Here is a 16,939-nt window from a genome sequence, read left to right as displayed (position 1 = left end):
TTTCATATTTTGCATATTCATCATGTAGTAATTATTAATATCTATTTCAGGGACTACTTGCAGGGGCATTTTCGGAGTATAGGGCGCTTTTGGTGTTTCTTTAAGAATTGGCAGTTCTTTTTTTGGAACTTCCTTAATAGGTACTTCTTTAATCGGTATTTCTTTTTTAGGTATTTCTTTCACCGGTATTTCTTTAACAGGCACTTCTTTTACAGGTACTTCTTTGATCGGCTTTTCTTTGGCAAACGGGTGCTCAAGCGGAATCTCTTTCTTAACCCCCGGCCCTGGATTATGTGAAGTTTCTTTCTTGATCGTTCCACCAGAAGTAGGAACTTTTATTTTCATTCCGGGCATAATCATATCAGGGTTACTGAGCTGTGAATTAAGTTTCTTCAGCTCTTCAAAATTCACGCCGTACTTCTTGGCGATCTTCCAAAGAGTATCCCCTTTCTGTACGATATGGATCTTCACTCTGATTTCCCTCCTATGGCATAAGTCCATATAGTGTATGTGGAAATAGGCAAATTGCTAATATTCTTCATAAAAACTTATGCCTTTTCAAACAAATTTATGAGTATGACGTAAAAGGATCTGATTGGAACCCGAAAGTTGAGTTTTAATGCCGAATTGAAGAGCCAATCCAATAGATTGGAACATGAATCTTGTAATTTCTCTCGGCTTCGAGAGCCAATACCGGCACCAGCTTTCCTCAGGATAAAAAGACAAAATAAGGTTAAACTAGAACAGTAATGTGTTCAATTCCAACCTAAAGAGGTGATTTGCATGAGGTTCAATTGGATGACAGTGCCTTGGGTTCGTGCAGCCACATTTTCTGTCATATGCTTCATTTCTATTGGAAGTTTCATTGGATTCCCATGGGTAGGTATTGCCGCGAGATTAGATGATCAGCTGGAAAAGGAACCTCTGCACATAACCGTGATATTAGAGCGGAGTTATCTTGATGGTGAAGTAAGTCAGGAAGTAGTGAAAGAAACCTGCTGGTCGATGGAGGATTTTTGGGCGAAATACGAAGAGTGGCGACTCGTAAGCAGGGATAAGACCAAGATGGTTTTTAGAAAACAGGTTGATGATATTTCTCCTTTATTAAAAGCGAACGGTTTCTTTGGAATAACGAAAGACGGAGTTTTAACCATTTTTAACGGAAGACCGGATCATTCACGGATCATTCAATCTTTTTTCCAAATCGATATGAAAAGGCTTGAGAGCAAGAAGCAGGAGGAACTAATGCAGGGAATTCCGATTCTTACAAAAGATCGGTATGTTCAAGTATTAGAAACTTTTAAGCCTTACTCTATAAAAAAAGAATAAAAAGCTTTGTGCAAAATCAGCTTGATATCTTTTTCAGGCTGATTTTTTTCATACATTTATATTGTGTGATAAAATAAAATTTAGTGCGCTCTAGAAAACAGGGGAGAGAATAGGCTTGTTTGACTATATAAAAGGAACTGTTATATTTGTCGGACCCGAGTATTTGGTGATTGAAAATAATGGGATCGGCTATCAAATAACGACTCCAAACCCGTTTATTTATGCAAGTAAAATGGAAACAATGGTAACAGTTTATACATATCATTATGTCCGCGAGGACCTTATGGCTTTGTACGGTTTTGAAACAAGGGAAGAGAAGAAACTGTTTACGAAATTATTAAATGTTTCCGGAATCGGTCCGAAAGGGGCATTGGCGGTTCTTGCTTCCGGTGAAGTGGAACAGGTGGTTCAGGCAATCGAAGATGAGGATGAATCCTTCCTTGTTAAATTCCCGGGGGTTGGCAAGAAAACGGCAAGGCAAATGATTCTTGATTTAAAAGGAAAACTTCAGGACGTTGTTCCCGACTATTTTCCGAATTTATTTAATGCTAATGAGATTACTTTGAAAATAGAGACAAAAAATACGGATTTTGAAGAGGCGGTTCTTGCATTAAAAGCGCTTGGCTATTCGGAAAAAGAAATTAAGAAAATTTCGCCGGAACTTAAGAAAGAAAAGCTTACGACCGATCAATATATTAAAATGGCCTTAAAGATGCTTTTAAAATAGGTGATGACGCATGGAAGACCGAATTATATCAAGTGAGGTTAATGAAGGGGAGCAAAGCTTTGAGCAAAGTCTTAGACCACAGACGTTAAAGCAATATATCGGCCAGCATCAAGTAAAGGAAAATTTACAAATATTCATTAAAGCAGCGAAACTCCGCAACGAAACACTGGACCACGTCCTGCTTTACGGCCCCCCTGGTTTGGGTAAAACAACACTTGCGATGATCATTGCGAACGAAATGGGCGTCAATATTCGCACAACTTCGGGACCGGCCATTGAGCGGCCAGGTGATTTAGCAGCCGTTCTTACGGCCCTTGAGCCAGGGGATGTCCTGTTTATTGACGAAATACACAGGCTAGCAAGGACGATCGAAGAAGTACTGTATCCCGCGATGGAGGATTTTTGCCTTGATATCGTCATCGGTAAAGGGCCGACGGCAAGATCAGTGCGCCTTGATTTGCCGCCATTTACATTAGTCGGTGCCACAACCAGAGCAGGCTCATTATCAGCTCCGCTTCGGGATCGATTTGGAGTTTTGAGCCGTCTCGAGTATTATAAAGAAGTAGAATTGAAAAGCATTGTCGAGCGAACAGCTGAATTGTTCAACACAGAGATTGATGATGCATCTGCCGCAGAAATTGCCAGGCGTGCAAGAGGGACTCCAAGAATTGCCAACCGACTGTTGCGAAGGGTGAGAGATTTTGCTCAAGTAAAGGGAGATGGGACAATTCATCTTGCATTGGCACAAGAAGCACTGGAACTGCTGCAAGTGGACCGGCTGGGTCTTGATCATATTGACCATAAACTATTGAAAGGTATCATGGAGAAATTTCGCGGGGGCCCTGTCGGATTGGATACAATTGCTGCCTCGATCGGAGAGGAAGCGGAGACAATTGAGGATGTTTACGAGCCATATTTGCTGCAAATTGGCTTTTTGCAGCGGACACCTAGAGGAAGAATCGTAACAGCTAGCGCGTATCATCATTTCGGTATGGAGGTGCCGGCACCTTGACAACCTTTTCGAAAACGCTCATGATTATTGGTGCTATTATTTTTTTCATCGGTTTGTTGATGCCGATTTTCCATCTTGGAAAACTTCCTGGTGATATATTAGTTAAAAAAGGAAATACAACCTTTTACTTTCCGATTGTCACTTGTATAATCATCAGCATTGTACTGTCGCTTATTTTTCACTTTATTGGAAGATTTCGTTAAAGATAGGATGTAGGAAGATGAAACTAGATATTTTTGATTTTGACTTACCGGAAGAATTAATTGCCCAAGTTCCGTTAAAGAACCGCTCTGACAGCAGATTGATGATTTTAAATAAGGAAACGGGCGAAATTAAACATGAAGTATTTAAACATATTACGGAATATTTGCGTGAAGGGGATTGCCTTGTTCTAAATGACACGAAGGTTCTCCCTGCACGCCTTTTTGGTGTCAAAAAAGATACGGGTGCGAAAATTGAAGTTCTGCTCTTGAAACAACTCGAAGGTGACGAATGGGAAACATTAGTAAAACCTGCAAAAAGAGTTCAGGAAGGAACTGAACTTGATTTTGGAAATGGCCTTTTGAAAGCAGTTTGTACAGGCACTGCCGATCATGGAGGAAGAACATTCAAATTTATTTATGATGGTATCTTTTATGAAGTGCTTGACCAGCTCGGGGAAATGCCTCTGCCTCCTTATATTAAAGAACAGCTCGAAGACCGGGATCGTTATCAGACTGTTTACGCCCGCGAACTTGGTTCCGCAGCGGCGCCGACAGCCGGCCTTCATTTTACGGAAGAGCTTTTGGAAGAGATCAAAGCAAAGGGTGTTCACATTGCCTTTATTACCTTACATGTCGGGCTCGGTACATTCAGGCCTGTAAATGTAGAGGATATTGAAGGCCACGAGATGCATGCCGAGTTTTATCAAATGACGGCGGAAACGGCTAAATTGCTGAATAATGTTAGGGAAAAGGGCGGAAGGATTATTGCTGTTGGAACGACTTCGACAAGAACACTGGAAACCATTGCCGCAAAACACAGCATGTTTACTGAGGCAAGCGGCTGGACCGATATTTTTATTTATCCAGGCTATGAATATAAAGCAATAGACGGCTTGATTACCAATTTCCATCTGCCAAAATCAACGTTAATTATGCTTGTTAGTGCATTAGCTGGCAGAGAGAATATCTTGCATGCCTACAATACGGCAGTAAAAGAGCGATATCGTTTCTTTAGCTTTGGCGATGCGATGTTCATTATATAGGTGTTTTTCATATTAATAAAGGTCAAGGAAGGAGAGGCAAATTTGACTGCAATTCGATATGAATTAATTAAAACATGCAGGCAGACAGGTGCACGGCTTGGCCGTGTCCATACGCCGCATGGTTCTTTTGATACCCCGGCCTTTATGCCGGTTGGCACGCTTGCCACGGTAAAAACGATGTCCCCGGAAGAATTAAAAGAAATGGGAGCCGGGATTATTTTAAGCAATACATACCATTTATGGCTTCGCCCCGGCTCTGACATCATCAAGGAAGCAGGCGGGCTTCATGCATTTATGAATTGGGATCGGGCCATTCTAACCGATTCTGGAGGCTTTCAGGTATTCAGTTTAAGTGAATTCCGGAAAATTGAAGAAGAGGGAGTTCATTTCCGCCATCATTTAAGCGGGGAAAAATTGTTTTTATCTCCTGAAAAAGCAATGGAGGTGCAAAATGCCCTCGGTTCTGATATTATGATGGCATTTGATGAATGCCCGCCATATCCGGCAACTTTTGAATATATGAGGAAATCGGTGGAGCGGACGTCAAGATGGGCAGAACGCTGCTTAAAGGCCCATAAGCGCCCTGAGGATCAAGGGTTATTCGGAATCGTTCAGGGGGGAGAATTTGAGGAACTGCGCCGGCAAAGTGCTGCAGACCTTGTATCCCTAGATTTCCCGGGATATGCGATTGGCGGACTGTCAGTAGGAGAACCGAAAGATGTCATGAACCGCACACTTGAATTTACGACACCTCTCTTGCCGTCTAATAAGCCGCGTTATTTAATGGGAGTTGGCTCTCCTGACTCTCTTATTGATGGCTCAATCCGCGGCATTGATATGTTTGACTGTGTATTGCCGACACGGATTGCCAGAAATGGGACGTTGATGACCAGCACAGGCCGGCTTGTTGTCAAAAATGCCCAATATGCCCGGGATTTCCGCCCAATTGATGAAGAATGTGACTGCTATACATGCCGAAATTACTCGAGGGCTTATATTCGTCATTTAATTCATTGCAATGAAACATTTGGTATTCGCTTAACGACTTACCATAATCTCTATTTTCTGTTAAGATTAATGGAGAAGGTCAGACAAGCTATTCGAGAAGATCGGCTTGGTGATTTCCGTGAAGAATTTTTCGAGCGTTATGGATTTAATAAACCAAACGCGAAGAATTTCTAATAGAGACATTTGAAAGGAGGGAACAAAATGCAAGGAATTGGTACACTCATTCCATTAATTTTAATGTTTGTATTGTTTTATTTCTTACTACTTCGCCCGCAGCAAAAGCGTCAAAAGTCAGTGCAGCAAATGCAAAGCTCATTGAAAAAAGGTGATAAAATCGTCACCATTGGCGGATTGCATGGCATCATCGACTCTCTTGATGACAAAAAGGTTGTGATCAGATGCGGAGATGGCAGCCGTCTGACTTATGATCGAAGTGCAATTCGTGAAGTAACCGAATCAAAAGAAGTCAAAGAAGTAAAAGATACAAAAGAAGTTAAATTAGAAAAAGAGTAATGAAAGAGGGAAGCCGGTTTTGTTAAATTCGGCTTCCTTTTTTCTATTAAGCTGACCGTGAATTGGATGAAAGATTAACCCCTAGAATTCCTCCCATCATAGCGATCAAAATATAACAAATGTGATAGATGATCTGTTCGGCATCAAACAGCTTATCATAGCCCAGGTATTGAAATAAAAAGACGATAAGTGAATAAATCAGCCCAGTTGCCCCCCCGATCAGCCAGCCCTTCTCTTTTCGCTTCCCACCGGATAGGAAACCGCCTCCGAATAAAGCTATAAATGAAATGACGGTAATAATGTATTGCAGCGATGATTCCCTTGTTGAAGTAAATTTAAGGATTAGGGAAATAATCAGACTACAAATGGCTGCGAAGGCAAAAATAAAAATTAACCCGTATAAAACCGATGTACCAAAACTTCTCGATTCGATGTTTCTCTCCCCCTTTTTAACTCCCTGACAGTACGAGCCTTGACGGCAGTTTTTTTCCTAGTACAAGCGTATTCGGTTATCTATAAAAGTAGAAGCAAACTTTTTAAATTTTTTTCTTTCCAATTGCGAATAATAAAGGTGATTGAACTAAAGGAGCGGTTGAGTGTGGAAGAATATATAACAATTGCATTACGTACACTTATTTTTTATATTCTGATTTTGGGAATTTTCCGCCTGATGGGAAAACGGGAAATAGGGGAATTAAGCATCCTTGATCTTGTCGTATTTGTGATGATTGGCGAATTGGCAGTTGTCGCGATTGAGCGGCCAAAAGTGAAAGTTTTTCACGCAATTTTGCCGATGGTCTTATTAATGTTTATTCAAATTTTAATGGCGCTTGTTTCACTTAAAAGCAAAAAATTCCGTGATTTTGTTGACGGAAAACCGAGCATTATTATCAACAAGGGGAAAATAGATGAAGAAGTGATGCGCAAACAGCGTTATAACTTTGATGATTTAATGACCCAATTAAGAGAGAAAGATGTTCGCAGCATTACAGACGTCGAGTTTGCCATATTAGAATCATCCGGCAGCTTATCTGTCCTGAAGAAACAGCAAAATGAGCAACATCCCTCGGGCGGTGATATTACGATCCCTTTAATTATTGATGGGGTGATCGAAGAAGAAAATCTGAAGACGATTCATAAAACGAATTTCTGGCTGCGCCAGGAACTAAAGAAACGTGGATACCGCGACTTAAAGAAGATATCCTTCTGCAGTTATGAAAACGGTGAATTTTTTATCGATATGAAAGATGAATAGACGCGCTCCATTGGCGCGTCCTTTAAGCAGCAGAAAAAAATTTCCCGATCCATGGAATGCGTTTTAAATCATCTTTCTTAATCAGTCCCAAAATGAGTAATAACACTGTATAGGATAGCGTCATGCCGCACAGGGAAATGAATAATCTCGTGAGCAACGGCTCATCAAGCTGGATATTGTCAAGCAGCCACCAGCCTATATAACCTGAAGCTCCCATCGCAAGAAATCCCTTTACATAATCGCGGATGTAAAAGGTGAAAGAAACTTTTTTGATGACAGTGGCAAAATGCAGGGCAGTGACGACGACGAAGCCAATAACAATCCCCAATGCAGCACCGGTTATGCCAAACGCAGCCTGGGAGGCAAGTAAAAAGATGACGGCCGTTTTCACAACCGCACCAATTAAACTATTAATCATCGCAGCCCTTGCCAGATTTAATGCTTGCAGCACGGCTTGCAGCGGGCCTTGATAATAATAAAATAAAAAGAATGGCGCCATCACCCGGATAAAATAGGAACCATTTGTGGAACCATACATGATCTGCATCAAGGGGTCAGCCAAAACATATAGAACAATCACAGCCAGTCCGCCGGTTAAAAATACAAACCTTAACGCTTCCTGAAGGCGGTACTCAATCAATTTTTGATTATTGCGCGAATTGGCTTCGCTGATCGCAGGGACAAGCGAAGTTGCGAGTGAAAAGGTGACGAATGACGGCAGCATTAACAGCGGCAGTGCGTATCCAGTTAAGGCACCATATTGTTTCGTTGCCTCCGCGGCAATAACACCAGCAATCGCCAAACTATGGGCAACGACAATCGGTTCAAAAAACCAGGAAACAGAGCCGATCATCCTGCTGCCCATGGAAGGGATAGCAATTTCCATTAGATTATGGAATGTTTCCTTTCCTGACTGAACAAATTGAAAAAAGTTATTTCGAAGTTTAAAACGTTTTTTTAATTTAAAGGTTGTCATTAAATAAGCAAGTGAAACAAGTTCTCCAATGACCGAAGACACCATGGCAGCTGCCGCAGCATATTCAATGCCATATGGAATAAAGGCTTTTGTCATGACTGCAATTAATGTGATTCTCACTAATTGTTCCAGTATTTGCGAGTTCGCCGCCGGCCGCATATTTTGCCGTCCTTGGAAGTAGCCCCTTAAAACAGAAGAAACCGCAATAACCGGGATCACTGGTGCAATTGCCATTAAAGGATAATAAATTCTTTGGTCTGTAAAAAGGGTTGTAGAAAGGAAAGGGGCAAGTAAGAGTAATGCTGGTGTAAAAATAACCGATAAACCAATGGTCAAGGCCAGCGAAACGACCAAAATTTTTTTGATTTCCGCAAAATCTCCTTTTGCTTCAGCTTCAGCGACATTTTTTGAAATGGCAACCGGAAGTCCCATTTGTGTGATCGTTACCACTAGAATAAATGTCGGAAATGCCATCATGTAAAGGCCGACCCCTTCCTCGCCAATACAGCGCGCGATGACAATCCGATTAATAAATCCAAGAATTCTTGTAATAAAACCTGCAATTAATAGGATGAAAGTCCCTTTTAAAAACTTCGACATGCTCCTTCCCACCTTCTCAAATTAGGCGATATCATATACAATTAACTATATGCATGGAAATGGACAAAGCATGACAACCAGTAATTGCTTTTCGAGAAAAAAAGGGGGGAGCTAAAGTGGAACAAAGTGTGTATGAATCGTTTCGCTTACAAGTACAGCCAGTTTTATCCAGTAAACTGGAAGAGTTTCGTTTGCTTGGTTATGATTCGATAACAGAAACTGAACTTTGGGAATTTTTAATTAAGAAAAAGTGGAAAAAGGCAAAGGATGAGCCAAAACTTCATCAAATTATCCAAGATATTCTAACTATTAAGGTAAGCGATTTCATTAGCTATGCGGCGATCGAGTCATATAAATCGACAGAGTTTTCAATGGATGATGAAAATGAATGGAAAGAGCTATTGAAGTAAGATTCATTTACCTCGCAAATTGACAGGCTTTCACTCTTATTCCATAATGAAGGCAGTGACTTTTTTAATAAGGCTGGTATGCAAAATGCCGGCAGTGCGCACTAAGGAGGAATTTAGTACATAATGGTAAAGCGCAGCAGAATTATTGCGTTTGTCCTGATTGTCCTGCTTTTGGGAGGGGCAATAGGGGGAACGACTCAGAACATATTAAAACATATTAATCTTGGACTCGACCTTCAAGGTGGTTTTGAGGTTTTATACCAGGTCCAGCCTGCTAAGAAAGGGCAGAAAATTGACAAAACCGTTTTGGCCAGTACAGCTGAAGCGCTCGATAAGCGGATCAATGTTCTCGGGGTAAGCGAACCAAGTATTCAAATTGAAGGAAATAATCGGATTCGTGTTCAGCTTGCCGGTGTTAAAGACCAAAATCAAGCGCGGCAGATTTTATCGACCCAGGCGAATCTTACTTTCCGTGATGTCAATGATAAGCTTATGATGGATGGTTCGGATTTAAAGCAAGGGGGGGCAAAGCAAACATTTGACCAGGATGGCAAGCCAAGTGTAACCCTGACATTAAAGAGTGCCGCAAAGTTTGCAAAAGTTACGAAAGAGATCTCTAGCAAACCATATCCGAACAATCTTTTGGTTATTTGGCTTGACTTCCAGGAGGGAAAAGACTCCTTTAAGAAGGAAGCTGGCAAGAAGCATCCAAAATACTTGTCTGCTCCAACGGTAAACCAAGTATTTAATCAAAATACGGTATCGATTGTTGGGAATTTCACAACGAAAGAAGCACAAACTTTAGCTTCTCTTTTGAATGCTGGATCCTTGCCTGTGAAACTTAAGGAAATATACTCAACTTCTGTCGGTGCAAAGTTTGGACAACAGGCACTGCATGATACGATTTTTGCTGGCATTATCGGGATAGCAATTATTTATTTATTTATGCTTGTGTATTATCGCTTCCCGGGATTTATTGCCATTGTCACATTAAGCGTCTATATCTATTTAGTCTTGCTTGTCTTCCACTGGATGAATGCAGTGTTGACACTGCCGGGAATCGCGGCTCTGATCCTAGGTGTCGGTATGGCGGTGGATGCGAATATAATTACCTATGAGCGGATCAAGGAAGAGATAAAGCTAGGTAAATCGATTAAAGCTGCCTTCCAAGCCGGTGAAAAACATGCGTTTACGGCCATTCTTGATTCCAATTTGAATACGATTATCGCGGCTGCAGTATTATTCTATTTCGGGACAAGTTCTGTTAAAGGATTTGCGACCATGCTTATTTTAAGTGTATTCATGAGCTTTTTAACAGCCGTGTACGGTTCCCGCTTCCTGCTCGGGTTATGGGTAAAAAGCGGTTTCTTGAAAAACAAACCGGGATGGTTTGGAGTCCATAAATTCAGAATTCATAAGATGGAAGAAAATGTGGATACCCTAAGTCTTCCTACCCGATTTGACAGATTTGATTTTGTGAAAATGAGAAAGATGTTTTTCGCCTTCTCCGGAATCTTGTTGGCAATTGGATTAGCGGTTCTCGTTATTTTCCGTTTGAATCTTGCAATTGATTTTTCAAGTGGTACGCGAATTGAAGTCATGGCAAAATCACCGCTCACAACTGAACAAGTGAAACGCTCATTTGACAAACTTCATATTCAAACAGATGATATTACACTTGAAGGCAAGAACAATGAAATGGCAGCCGCCCGGTTAAAAGGGGTATTATCGAAAAATGAGATTGCCGACTTAAAAACCGCTCTTAAAAACGAATATGGCACAGAGCCAAACGTAAGTACAGTTTCCCCGACGATTGGAAGGGAGCTAGCGAAAAATGCCATTAAAGCTGTCTTAATTGCTTCTATTGGCATGATTCTTTACTTGACATTTCGGTTTGAACTCTTTATGGCGCTTGCCGCAGTGATTGCAATGTTGCATGACGCTTTCTTTATGGTTGCTGTTTTCAGTATCACAAGGCTGGAAGTTGATTTGAACTTTATTGCGGCTGTTTTAACAATTGTCGGATATTCGATCCATGATACGATTGTTACATTTGACCGGATCCGTGAAAATATGCGTTTGAAAAAACGGCTGAAAACATTCCAAGATATCGTCGATGTGGTGAATATCAGTATCCGCCAAACTTTAACAAGGTCATTGAACACGGTATTAATGGTCTTAATTACAGTTGTTTCCTTGTTAATCTTCGGCAGCCCGGCCATTCGCAATTTCTCCTTTGCCTTACTGATCGGTTTATTGGTGGGTGTCTATTCATCCGTCTTTATCGCTTCCGGTCTATGGGTAGTGTTTAAAGGAAGAGAATTGAAGAAAAAAGGTGTAATCAAAACGGTAAAAACAAAACGAAAAATTTCCGACCAGCCGCAAGTGTAGTAGCGAGAAAAACCGCACATTCTTGCGGTTTTTCTTATTCCTGTAATTGAAACCTTGTACAAGCTCCTGTATAATAAGAAAGTCAAAAGAGGTGAACGAAAAGGCATGTTAAAGTCAAAAACAAGATGGGTTGTTCGAAAGCCGGATCAACATCTGGTACAGATGCTGGCAAATGAACTGAAAATTACACCTCTAACTGCATCATTACTTGTCAATCGTGGATTAGATACCGTAGACGCTGCACGGTATTTTTTATTTGGAAAAGATGACTTTCACGATCCTTTTTTGCTAAAAGGGATGGATCTGGCGGTTAACCGGATTCGACAGGCGATCGAGCACCATGAGCGCATTCTTATTTATGGAGATTATGATGCTGACGGGATCAGCAGCACATCGCTATTAATGTTGACACTGCTTGACTTGGGAGCAATGGTTGATTTTTATATTCCAAACAGATTCACCGAAGGCTATGGACCAAATGAACAAGCCTTTCGGCAAGCAAAGGAAAATGGATTTTCATTGATTATTACCGTTGATAACGGTATTGCAGCAGTTCACGAAGCAGCTGTCGCCAAAGAACTGGGGCTTGACCTTATTATTACGGATCACCATGAACCGGGGCCGGTTCTACCGACAGCCTTGGCCATTATTCATCCAAAGCTCCCTGATAGCACATATCCATTCCGTGAACTGGCAGGGGTCGGGGTAGCGTTTAAATTAGCTCATGCCTTATATGGGAAAACTCCGGAACATTTGCTGGAAATTGCCGTTATTGGCACTGTGGCTGATTTAGTTTCTCTAAAAGGAGAGAACCGTTTAATTGTCAAAAAAGGGCTTGAACAATTGAGATCAACGAAAAATATTGGCCTTAAAGCCATTTTTAAATCGGCGGGAATTGATCCCTTAACCATCAATGAAGAGACGATAGGTTTTACATTGGGACCAAGGATTAACGCTGTAGGCCGTCTAAAAGATGCAGATTTGGCAGTTCGGCTTCTCTTGACAGATGACCCCGAAGAAGCCGAAATTTTCGCCACTGAAATAGAAGTCTTAAATAAAACAAGGCAGGAAATTGTGAATACGATTACCGCTGAGGCAATAGAAGAAGTTGAAACTCACTATTCGGGCCCAGAAAATAAAGTCCTTGTGATTGGAAGAGAAGGCTGGAATGCCGGTGTAATCGGAATCGTTGCGTCAAGACTTGTTGAAAAATTTTACCGGCCGGTCATTGTCTTAAGCTTTGATCGTGATAAAGGACTTGCGAAGGGATCGGCTCGAAGCATCCAAGGCTTTGACCTTTTTCATAACCTTTCAACATGCCGAGATATTCTCCCCCATTTTGGCGGACATCCGATGGCGGCAGGAATGACATTGAAGCTTGATGATGTCGATGAATTGCGCATTCGTCTAAATACGTTGGCAGCTGAAACCCTAAGTGAAGAAGATTTTATTCCGATTACAACCCTTGATGAGAAAGTAAATTTGGAAACGATCACGATAGCAGCACTTGAAGAAGTCAAACTTCTTTCCCCGTTTGGTGTAGATAATCCAAAGCCAAAGGTATTAGTAGATCAGGTTGAAATTTCCAGTATAAGAAAAATTGGTAGTGAACATAACCATCTAAAGATGATCGTTCAAGAAAATGGGGAAACTCTTGATGGAGTTGGCTTTGGTTTAGGCACTTTAGCGGACGAAATTTCACCGGCGGCGAAAATCTCCCTAATAGGTGAATTATCAATTAATGAATGGAATAATTTGCGTAAACCGCAAATCATGATTCAAGATCTAGCTGTTCATTCATGGCAGCTCTTCGATTTTCGCGGCCAGTGGCGGACGAAGAAGATTGAGCAGGCTGTTCCAAGTGAAAACCGTAAAGTCATTATCTTTCATAAGGATTATTTTGAAAAAATAAAGGCAAACCCGAGCCTTGAAGCCATTCTAATTCAGAATGAGACAGAGGCTCGGGCTTTCGACTGCAGGCTTGCAAATCTTGTGCTATTCGACCTTCCCCCTTCAAAAGACATGATTGTTCAGCTGTTGAAGGGGAAACAACCTGCAAGAATTTATGCTTATTTTTATAAAAACACCAGTGATTTTTTCAGCATGATTCCGACCCGAGATCACTTCAAGTGGTATTATGCCTTTCTCGCCAAATATGGCCCGATTGACTTGAAACGTTACGCAGATCATGTGGCGAAACAGCGCGGATGGTCGCGGGAAACAATTTATTTCATGACAAAGGTGTTTTCTGAACTGGAATTTGTTACAATAGACAATGGATTTATTTCATTAAACAAGATAGCGCAGAAGCGAGATTTAACTGATTCGCAAACTTTTCAAGCAAAGCAGCAGCAATCTGCATTAGAAAAGGACTTGTTATTCTCATCCTATCGAGAGTTAAAAGTATGGTTTGATGATGTAATAGAAGTGTCAGTTGAAATTTAAGGAGGCAGTAAATAAGTGGACTTAACTCAATTTGTAGCAATCGTACCGGACTACCCAAAGCCGGGAATTGTTTTCAAAGATATTACACCATTAATGAATGATGGTGCAGCATATAAATATGCTACTGATCAAATTGTACATTATGCAAAAGATAAACAGATTGATTTGATTGTAGGCCCGGAAGCGCGCGGGTTTATCATCGGCTGCCCTGTTGCCTATTCATTAGGTGTCGGCTTTGCGCCGGTGCGCAAAGAAGGAAAATTGCCGCGTGAAACCATTAAAGTCAGCTATGGGCTGGAATATGGAAAAGACGTATTAACGATTCACAAAGACGCCATTAAACCGGGACAACGCGTTCTTATTACAGATGATTTATTGGCAACCGGCGGAACCATTGAAGCCACTATTAAATTAGTAGAACAGCTTGGAGGCATCGTAGCTGGTATTGCTTTCATAATTGAGCTAACCTATTTAAATGGCAGAAGTAAACTTGACGGCTATGATATTTTAACATTAATGCAGTATTAAAGATGGAGAGCACTCGAAGAGAGAGTGCTCTCTTTATTTAAAAAAATAAAATAAGTATAAATTTTGACTTCGAGCATTGTCCAGCGCAAGCGGTCTAGCCTCTCGTTATGTGCTCCTGCGCTTTTCTTAAAAATTCGACAAAAATTTCATTATTTACGTGAAAATAGTTTCAATCTCTTTACATCTATGTTATTTTTAATTGATAAGAGTATCAATCATTCTATTTTAGAACGATTTATTTGTAGAGTGACTTTTGCCTTATGGACTAATAAACTGTGATGAAAATAAAGGTGATTTCATGGCGAATGATCAAGTGTTGACAGCCGACCAGGTCATCGACAAGACTAGGAAATATTTAAACGAGGAGCATGTTGCTTTAGTAAAAAAAGCATATGAATTTGCCAAATATGCTCATCGTGACCAATATCGCAAATCTGGTGAACCGTACATTATTCATCCGATTCAAGTTGCGGGAATCTTGGCAGATCTGCAGATGGATCCGGATACGGTCGCTGCCGGTTTTCTTCATGATGTTGTGGAAGATACGAATGTATCTTTACAAGATATAGAGGATGCTTTTAATCCGGAAATAGCTATGCTTGTCGACGGGGTTACCAAATTAGGGAAAATTAAATATAAATCGCACGAAGAGCAACAGGCAGAAAATCACAGGAAAATGTTTGTTGCTATGGCGCAGGATATCAGGGTGATTTTGATTAAGCTTGCCGACCGGCTTCACAATATGCGGACACTTAAACATCTTCCTGCTGAAAAACAGCGTAGGATTTCAAACGAAACATTGGAGATTTTTGCACCATTGGCCCATAGGCTTGGAATCTCAAAGATTAAGTGGGAGCTTGAGGATACGGCTTTGCGCTATTTAAATCCGCAGCAATACTATCGGATTGTGAATTTAATGAAGAAGAAGAGGGCGGAACGGGAGCAATACCTTGAAGATGTTATGAAAGAGGTTCAGGATCGGCTGAAAGAAGTTTCAATCAAAGCCGAGCTTTCCGGAAGGCCTAAGCATATTTACAGCATTTATCGCAAAATGGCCCTGCAAAATAAGCAGTTCAATGAAATTTATGATTTGCTGGCAGTGCGCATTGTCGTAAGTAGTATAAAAGATTGCTATGCGGTATTGGGAATTATTCATACATGTTGGAAACCGATGCCAGGACGCTTCAAAGACTATATTGCGATGCCAAAGCCGAATATGTATCAGTCTTTGCATACCACTGTGATTGGTCCTAAAGGTGATCCTTTGGAAGTGCAGATCCGCACATTTGAAATGCATCGGATCGCGGAATTCGGGATCGCGGCCCACTGGGCATATAAAGAGGGGAAGGCTGTAAACGAAAGCACATCCTTTGATCAAAAGCTGACATGGTTCAGAGAAATTCTTGAGTTTCAAAATGATATTGCCAATGCTGAAGAATTCATGGAATCATTAAAGATCGACCTGTTTTCCGACATGGTGTTTGTCTTTACACCAAAAGGGGATGTCATCGAATTGCCGTCCGGTTCTGTACCGATCGACTTTGCCTATCGAATTCACTCGGAAATCGGCAATAAGACGATTGGAGCCAAAGTTAATGGCAAGATGGTTACATTGGATTATAAGCTGAAAACAGGCGATATTGTTGAAATTTTGACTTCCAAGCATTCTTACGGACCAAGTCAGGATTGGCTTAAGCTTGCACAAACTTCACAGGCGAAAAATAAAATCCGCGCTTTCTTTAAAAAGCAGCGCCGCGAAGAAAATATCATAAAAGGCAAGGAATTGGTCGAAAAAGAAATCCGCAATATGGAATTTGATGTGAAGGAGATTTTAACTCCAGAAAATTTAAAAAAGGTTGCGGAGAAATTTAATTTTTCTAATGAAGAAGATATGTATGCAGCTGTTGGTTATAATGGGGTCACGGCCTTGCAGGTAGCCAACCGACTGACAGAAAAATGGAGGAAAAAACGCGATCAGGAACAATCCGCAGACCTCACGAAGGCGATTTCTGACCTAAAGACGTTTCCTTCCTCGAAAAAACGGGAATCCGGTGTCCGAGTTCAAGGAATTGATAACTTGTTAATCCGCCTGTCCCGGTGCTGTAATCCGATTCCAGGTGATGAAATTGTCGGTTATATTACGAAAGGCCGTGGAGTTTCCGTTCATCGGGCAGATTGTACCAATCTTGATAAAGAGGAAGCACAACCAAGATTAATCCCTGTCGAGTGGGAATCATCTTTAAACGATCGCAAAGAATACAATGTTGATATTGAAATTAGCGGTTTTGACCGCAGTGGTTTGTTAAATGAAGTTCTTCAAGCGGTGAATGAGACTAAAACGAATATTTCGGCTGTAACAGGTAAAACCGACCGTAATAAAATGGCTGCGATTAATATGTCGATTTCGATTCATAATGTCGCCCATTTACGAAAAGTTGTGGACCGGATCAAACAAATTCCTGATATTTACTCGGTCCGTCGAATGATGAATTAAGGAGT

15 protein-coding genes and 2 pseudogenes are annotated in these 16,939 nt (G+C 41.1%); 14 read left to right on the top strand and 3 right to left on the bottom strand.

Annotated features, from left to right (window positions below; translation table 11 throughout):
• Window positions 1–106 precede the first annotated feature (106 nt).
• A pseudogene (locus BFU02S_RS17615) lies at window positions 107–175 on the top strand (hypothetical protein); the annotation flags it as partial.
• Window positions 176–336: 161 nt separating this feature from the next.
• Here the strand turns inward: BFU02S_RS17615 and safA are convergent.
• A pseudogene (gene safA, locus BFU02S_RS17610) lies at window positions 337–501 on the bottom strand (SafA/ExsA family spore coat assembly protein); the annotation flags it as partial.
• A 282-nt stretch (window positions 502–783) separates the two neighbouring features.
• Between safA and BFU02S_RS01280 the strand changes: the two are divergent.
• The 7 genes from BFU02S_RS01280 (at window position 784) to yajC (ending at window position 5,835) form a co-directional block, all read left to right on the top strand.
• Window positions 784–1,329 (top strand): intercompartmental signaling factor BofC, encoded by a 546-nt coding sequence (locus BFU02S_RS01280; protein WP_066365504.1) that lies wholly within the window; start codon window positions 784–786, stop codon window positions 1,327–1,329.
• A gap of 115 nt (window positions 1,330–1,444) precedes the next feature.
• Window positions 1,445–2,056, top strand: a complete 612-nt coding sequence (ruvA, locus tag BFU02S_RS01275) for a Holliday junction branch migration protein RuvA (protein WP_066365502.1) — start codon at window positions 1,445–1,447, stop codon at window positions 2,054–2,056.
• Window positions 2,057–2,066: 10 nt separating this feature from the next.
• Window positions 2,067–3,068 (top strand): Holliday junction branch migration DNA helicase RuvB, encoded by a 1,002-nt coding sequence (gene ruvB / locus BFU02S_RS01270; RefSeq protein WP_066365500.1) that lies wholly within the window; start codon window positions 2,067–2,069, stop codon window positions 3,066–3,068.
• On the top strand, window positions 3,065–3,271 hold the full coding sequence (locus BFU02S_RS01265; RefSeq protein WP_066365498.1) for a DUF2905 domain-containing protein: 207 nt from the start codon (window positions 3,065–3,067) through the stop codon (window positions 3,269–3,271). The genes ruvB and BFU02S_RS01265 overlap by 4 nt, the downstream gene beginning before the upstream one ends.
• A 17-nt stretch (window positions 3,272–3,288) precedes the next feature.
• Entirely contained in the window at window positions 3,289–4,314 is a 1,026-nt protein-coding gene (queA, locus tag BFU02S_RS01260; RefSeq protein ID WP_066365496.1) for a tRNA preQ1(34) S-adenosylmethionine ribosyltransferase-isomerase QueA, read from the top strand.
• Window positions 4,315–4,356: 42 nt separating this feature from the next.
• Window positions 4,357–5,496 carry a tRNA guanosine(34) transglycosylase Tgt gene (tgt, locus tag BFU02S_RS01255; protein WP_066365494.1) on the top strand — a complete coding sequence of 380 codons (1,140 nt, stop codon included), beginning with the start codon at window positions 4,357–4,359 and terminating at the stop codon, window positions 5,494–5,496.
• 27 nt (window positions 5,497–5,523) lie between these two features.
• The gene (yajC, locus tag BFU02S_RS01250) at window positions 5,524–5,835 is read left to right on the top strand and encodes a preprotein translocase subunit YajC (RefSeq protein ID WP_066365492.1); all 312 of its coding nucleotides are present in this window, start codon (window positions 5,524–5,526) and stop codon (window positions 5,833–5,835) included.
• Window positions 5,836–5,881: 46 nt separating this feature from the next.
• Here yajC and BFU02S_RS16200 read toward each other — a convergent pair whose 3' ends face one another.
• Window positions 5,882–6,268: a TIGR04086 family membrane protein gene (locus BFU02S_RS16200; RefSeq protein ID WP_084360952.1), complete on the bottom strand. Its 387-nt coding sequence runs from the start codon at window positions 6,266–6,268 to the stop codon at window positions 5,882–5,884.
• A 165-nt stretch (window positions 6,269–6,433) separates the two neighbouring features.
• On the opposite strand from BFU02S_RS16200, the gene BFU02S_RS01245 reads away from it, so the two are divergent.
• Window positions 6,434–7,090 (top strand): DUF421 domain-containing protein, encoded by a 657-nt coding sequence (locus tag BFU02S_RS01245; RefSeq protein WP_066365490.1) that lies wholly within the window; start codon window positions 6,434–6,436, stop codon window positions 7,088–7,090.
• Between the two features lie 22 nt (window positions 7,091–7,112).
• On the opposite strand, the gene spoVB is transcribed toward BFU02S_RS01245, so the two are convergent.
• Window positions 7,113–8,666 (bottom strand): stage V sporulation protein B, encoded by a 1,554-nt coding sequence (spoVB, locus tag BFU02S_RS01240; RefSeq protein WP_066365488.1) that lies wholly within the window; start codon window positions 8,664–8,666, stop codon window positions 7,113–7,115.
• Between the two features lie 116 nt (window positions 8,667–8,782).
• On the opposite strand from spoVB, the gene BFU02S_RS01235 reads away from it, so the two are divergent.
• The 5 genes from BFU02S_RS01235 (at window position 8,783) to BFU02S_RS01215 (ending at window position 16,934) form a co-directional block, all read left to right on the top strand.
• Window positions 8,783–9,076 carry a post-transcriptional regulator gene (locus BFU02S_RS01235; protein ID WP_066365486.1) on the top strand — a complete coding sequence of 98 codons (294 nt, stop codon included), beginning with the start codon at window positions 8,783–8,785 and terminating at the stop codon, window positions 9,074–9,076.
• Between the two features lie 123 nt (window positions 9,077–9,199).
• On the top strand, window positions 9,200–11,467 hold the full coding sequence (secDF, locus tag BFU02S_RS01230) for a protein translocase subunit SecDF (RefSeq protein ID WP_066365484.1): 2,268 nt from the start codon (window positions 9,200–9,202) through the stop codon (window positions 11,465–11,467).
• Between the two features lie 105 nt (window positions 11,468–11,572).
• On the top strand, window positions 11,573–13,912 hold the full coding sequence (gene recJ / locus BFU02S_RS01225) for a single-stranded-DNA-specific exonuclease RecJ (RefSeq protein ID WP_066365481.1): 2,340 nt from the start codon (window positions 11,573–11,575) through the stop codon (window positions 13,910–13,912).
• Window positions 13,913–13,927: 15 nt separating this feature from the next.
• Entirely contained in the window at window positions 13,928–14,440 is a 513-nt protein-coding gene (locus tag BFU02S_RS01220) for an adenine phosphoribosyltransferase (protein ID WP_066365479.1), read from the top strand.
• 298 nt (window positions 14,441–14,738) lie between these two features.
• Window positions 14,739–16,934 carry a RelA/SpoT family protein gene (locus BFU02S_RS01215; protein ID WP_066365477.1) on the top strand — a complete coding sequence of 732 codons (2,196 nt, stop codon included), beginning with the start codon at window positions 14,739–14,741 and terminating at the stop codon, window positions 16,932–16,934.
• Window positions 16,935–16,939: the final 5 nt, after the last annotated feature.

The organism is Neobacillus fumarioli NBRC 102428 (genome assembly GCF_001591485.1).
In the GTDB taxonomy this organism is placed as follows: domain Bacteria; phylum Bacillota; class Bacilli; order Bacillales; family Cytobacillaceae; genus Neobacillus; species Neobacillus fumarioli.
This window is presented reverse-complemented; position numbering and strand designations above follow the sequence as displayed.

Bases quoted from the DNA above. Each gene is read 5' to 3' on its own strand.
- BFU02S_RS01280 (WP_066365504.1), top strand. From the start codon at position 784: ATGAGGTTCAATTGGATGACAGTGCCTTGGGTTCGTGCAGCCACATTT.
- ruvB (WP_066365500.1), top strand. From the start codon at position 2,067: ATGGAAGACCGAATTATATCAAGTGAGGTTAATGAAGGGGAGCAAAGC.
- queA (WP_066365496.1), top strand. From the start codon at position 3,289: ATGAAACTAGATATTTTTGATTTTGACTTACCGGAAGAATTAATTGCC.
- yajC (WP_066365492.1), top strand. From the start codon at position 5,524: ATGCAAGGAATTGGTACACTCATTCCATTAATTTTAATGTTTGTATTG.
- spoVB (WP_066365488.1), bottom strand. From the start codon at position 8,666: ATGTCGAAGTTTTTAAAAGGGACTTTCATCCTATTAATTGCAGGTTTT.
- secDF (WP_066365484.1), top strand. From the start codon at position 9,200: ATGGTAAAGCGCAGCAGAATTATTGCGTTTGTCCTGATTGTCCTGCTT.
- recJ (WP_066365481.1), top strand. From the start codon at position 11,573: ATGTTAAAGTCAAAAACAAGATGGGTTGTTCGAAAGCCGGATCAACAT.
- BFU02S_RS01215 (WP_066365477.1), top strand. From the start codon at position 14,739: ATGGCGAATGATCAAGTGTTGACAGCCGACCAGGTCATCGACAAGACT.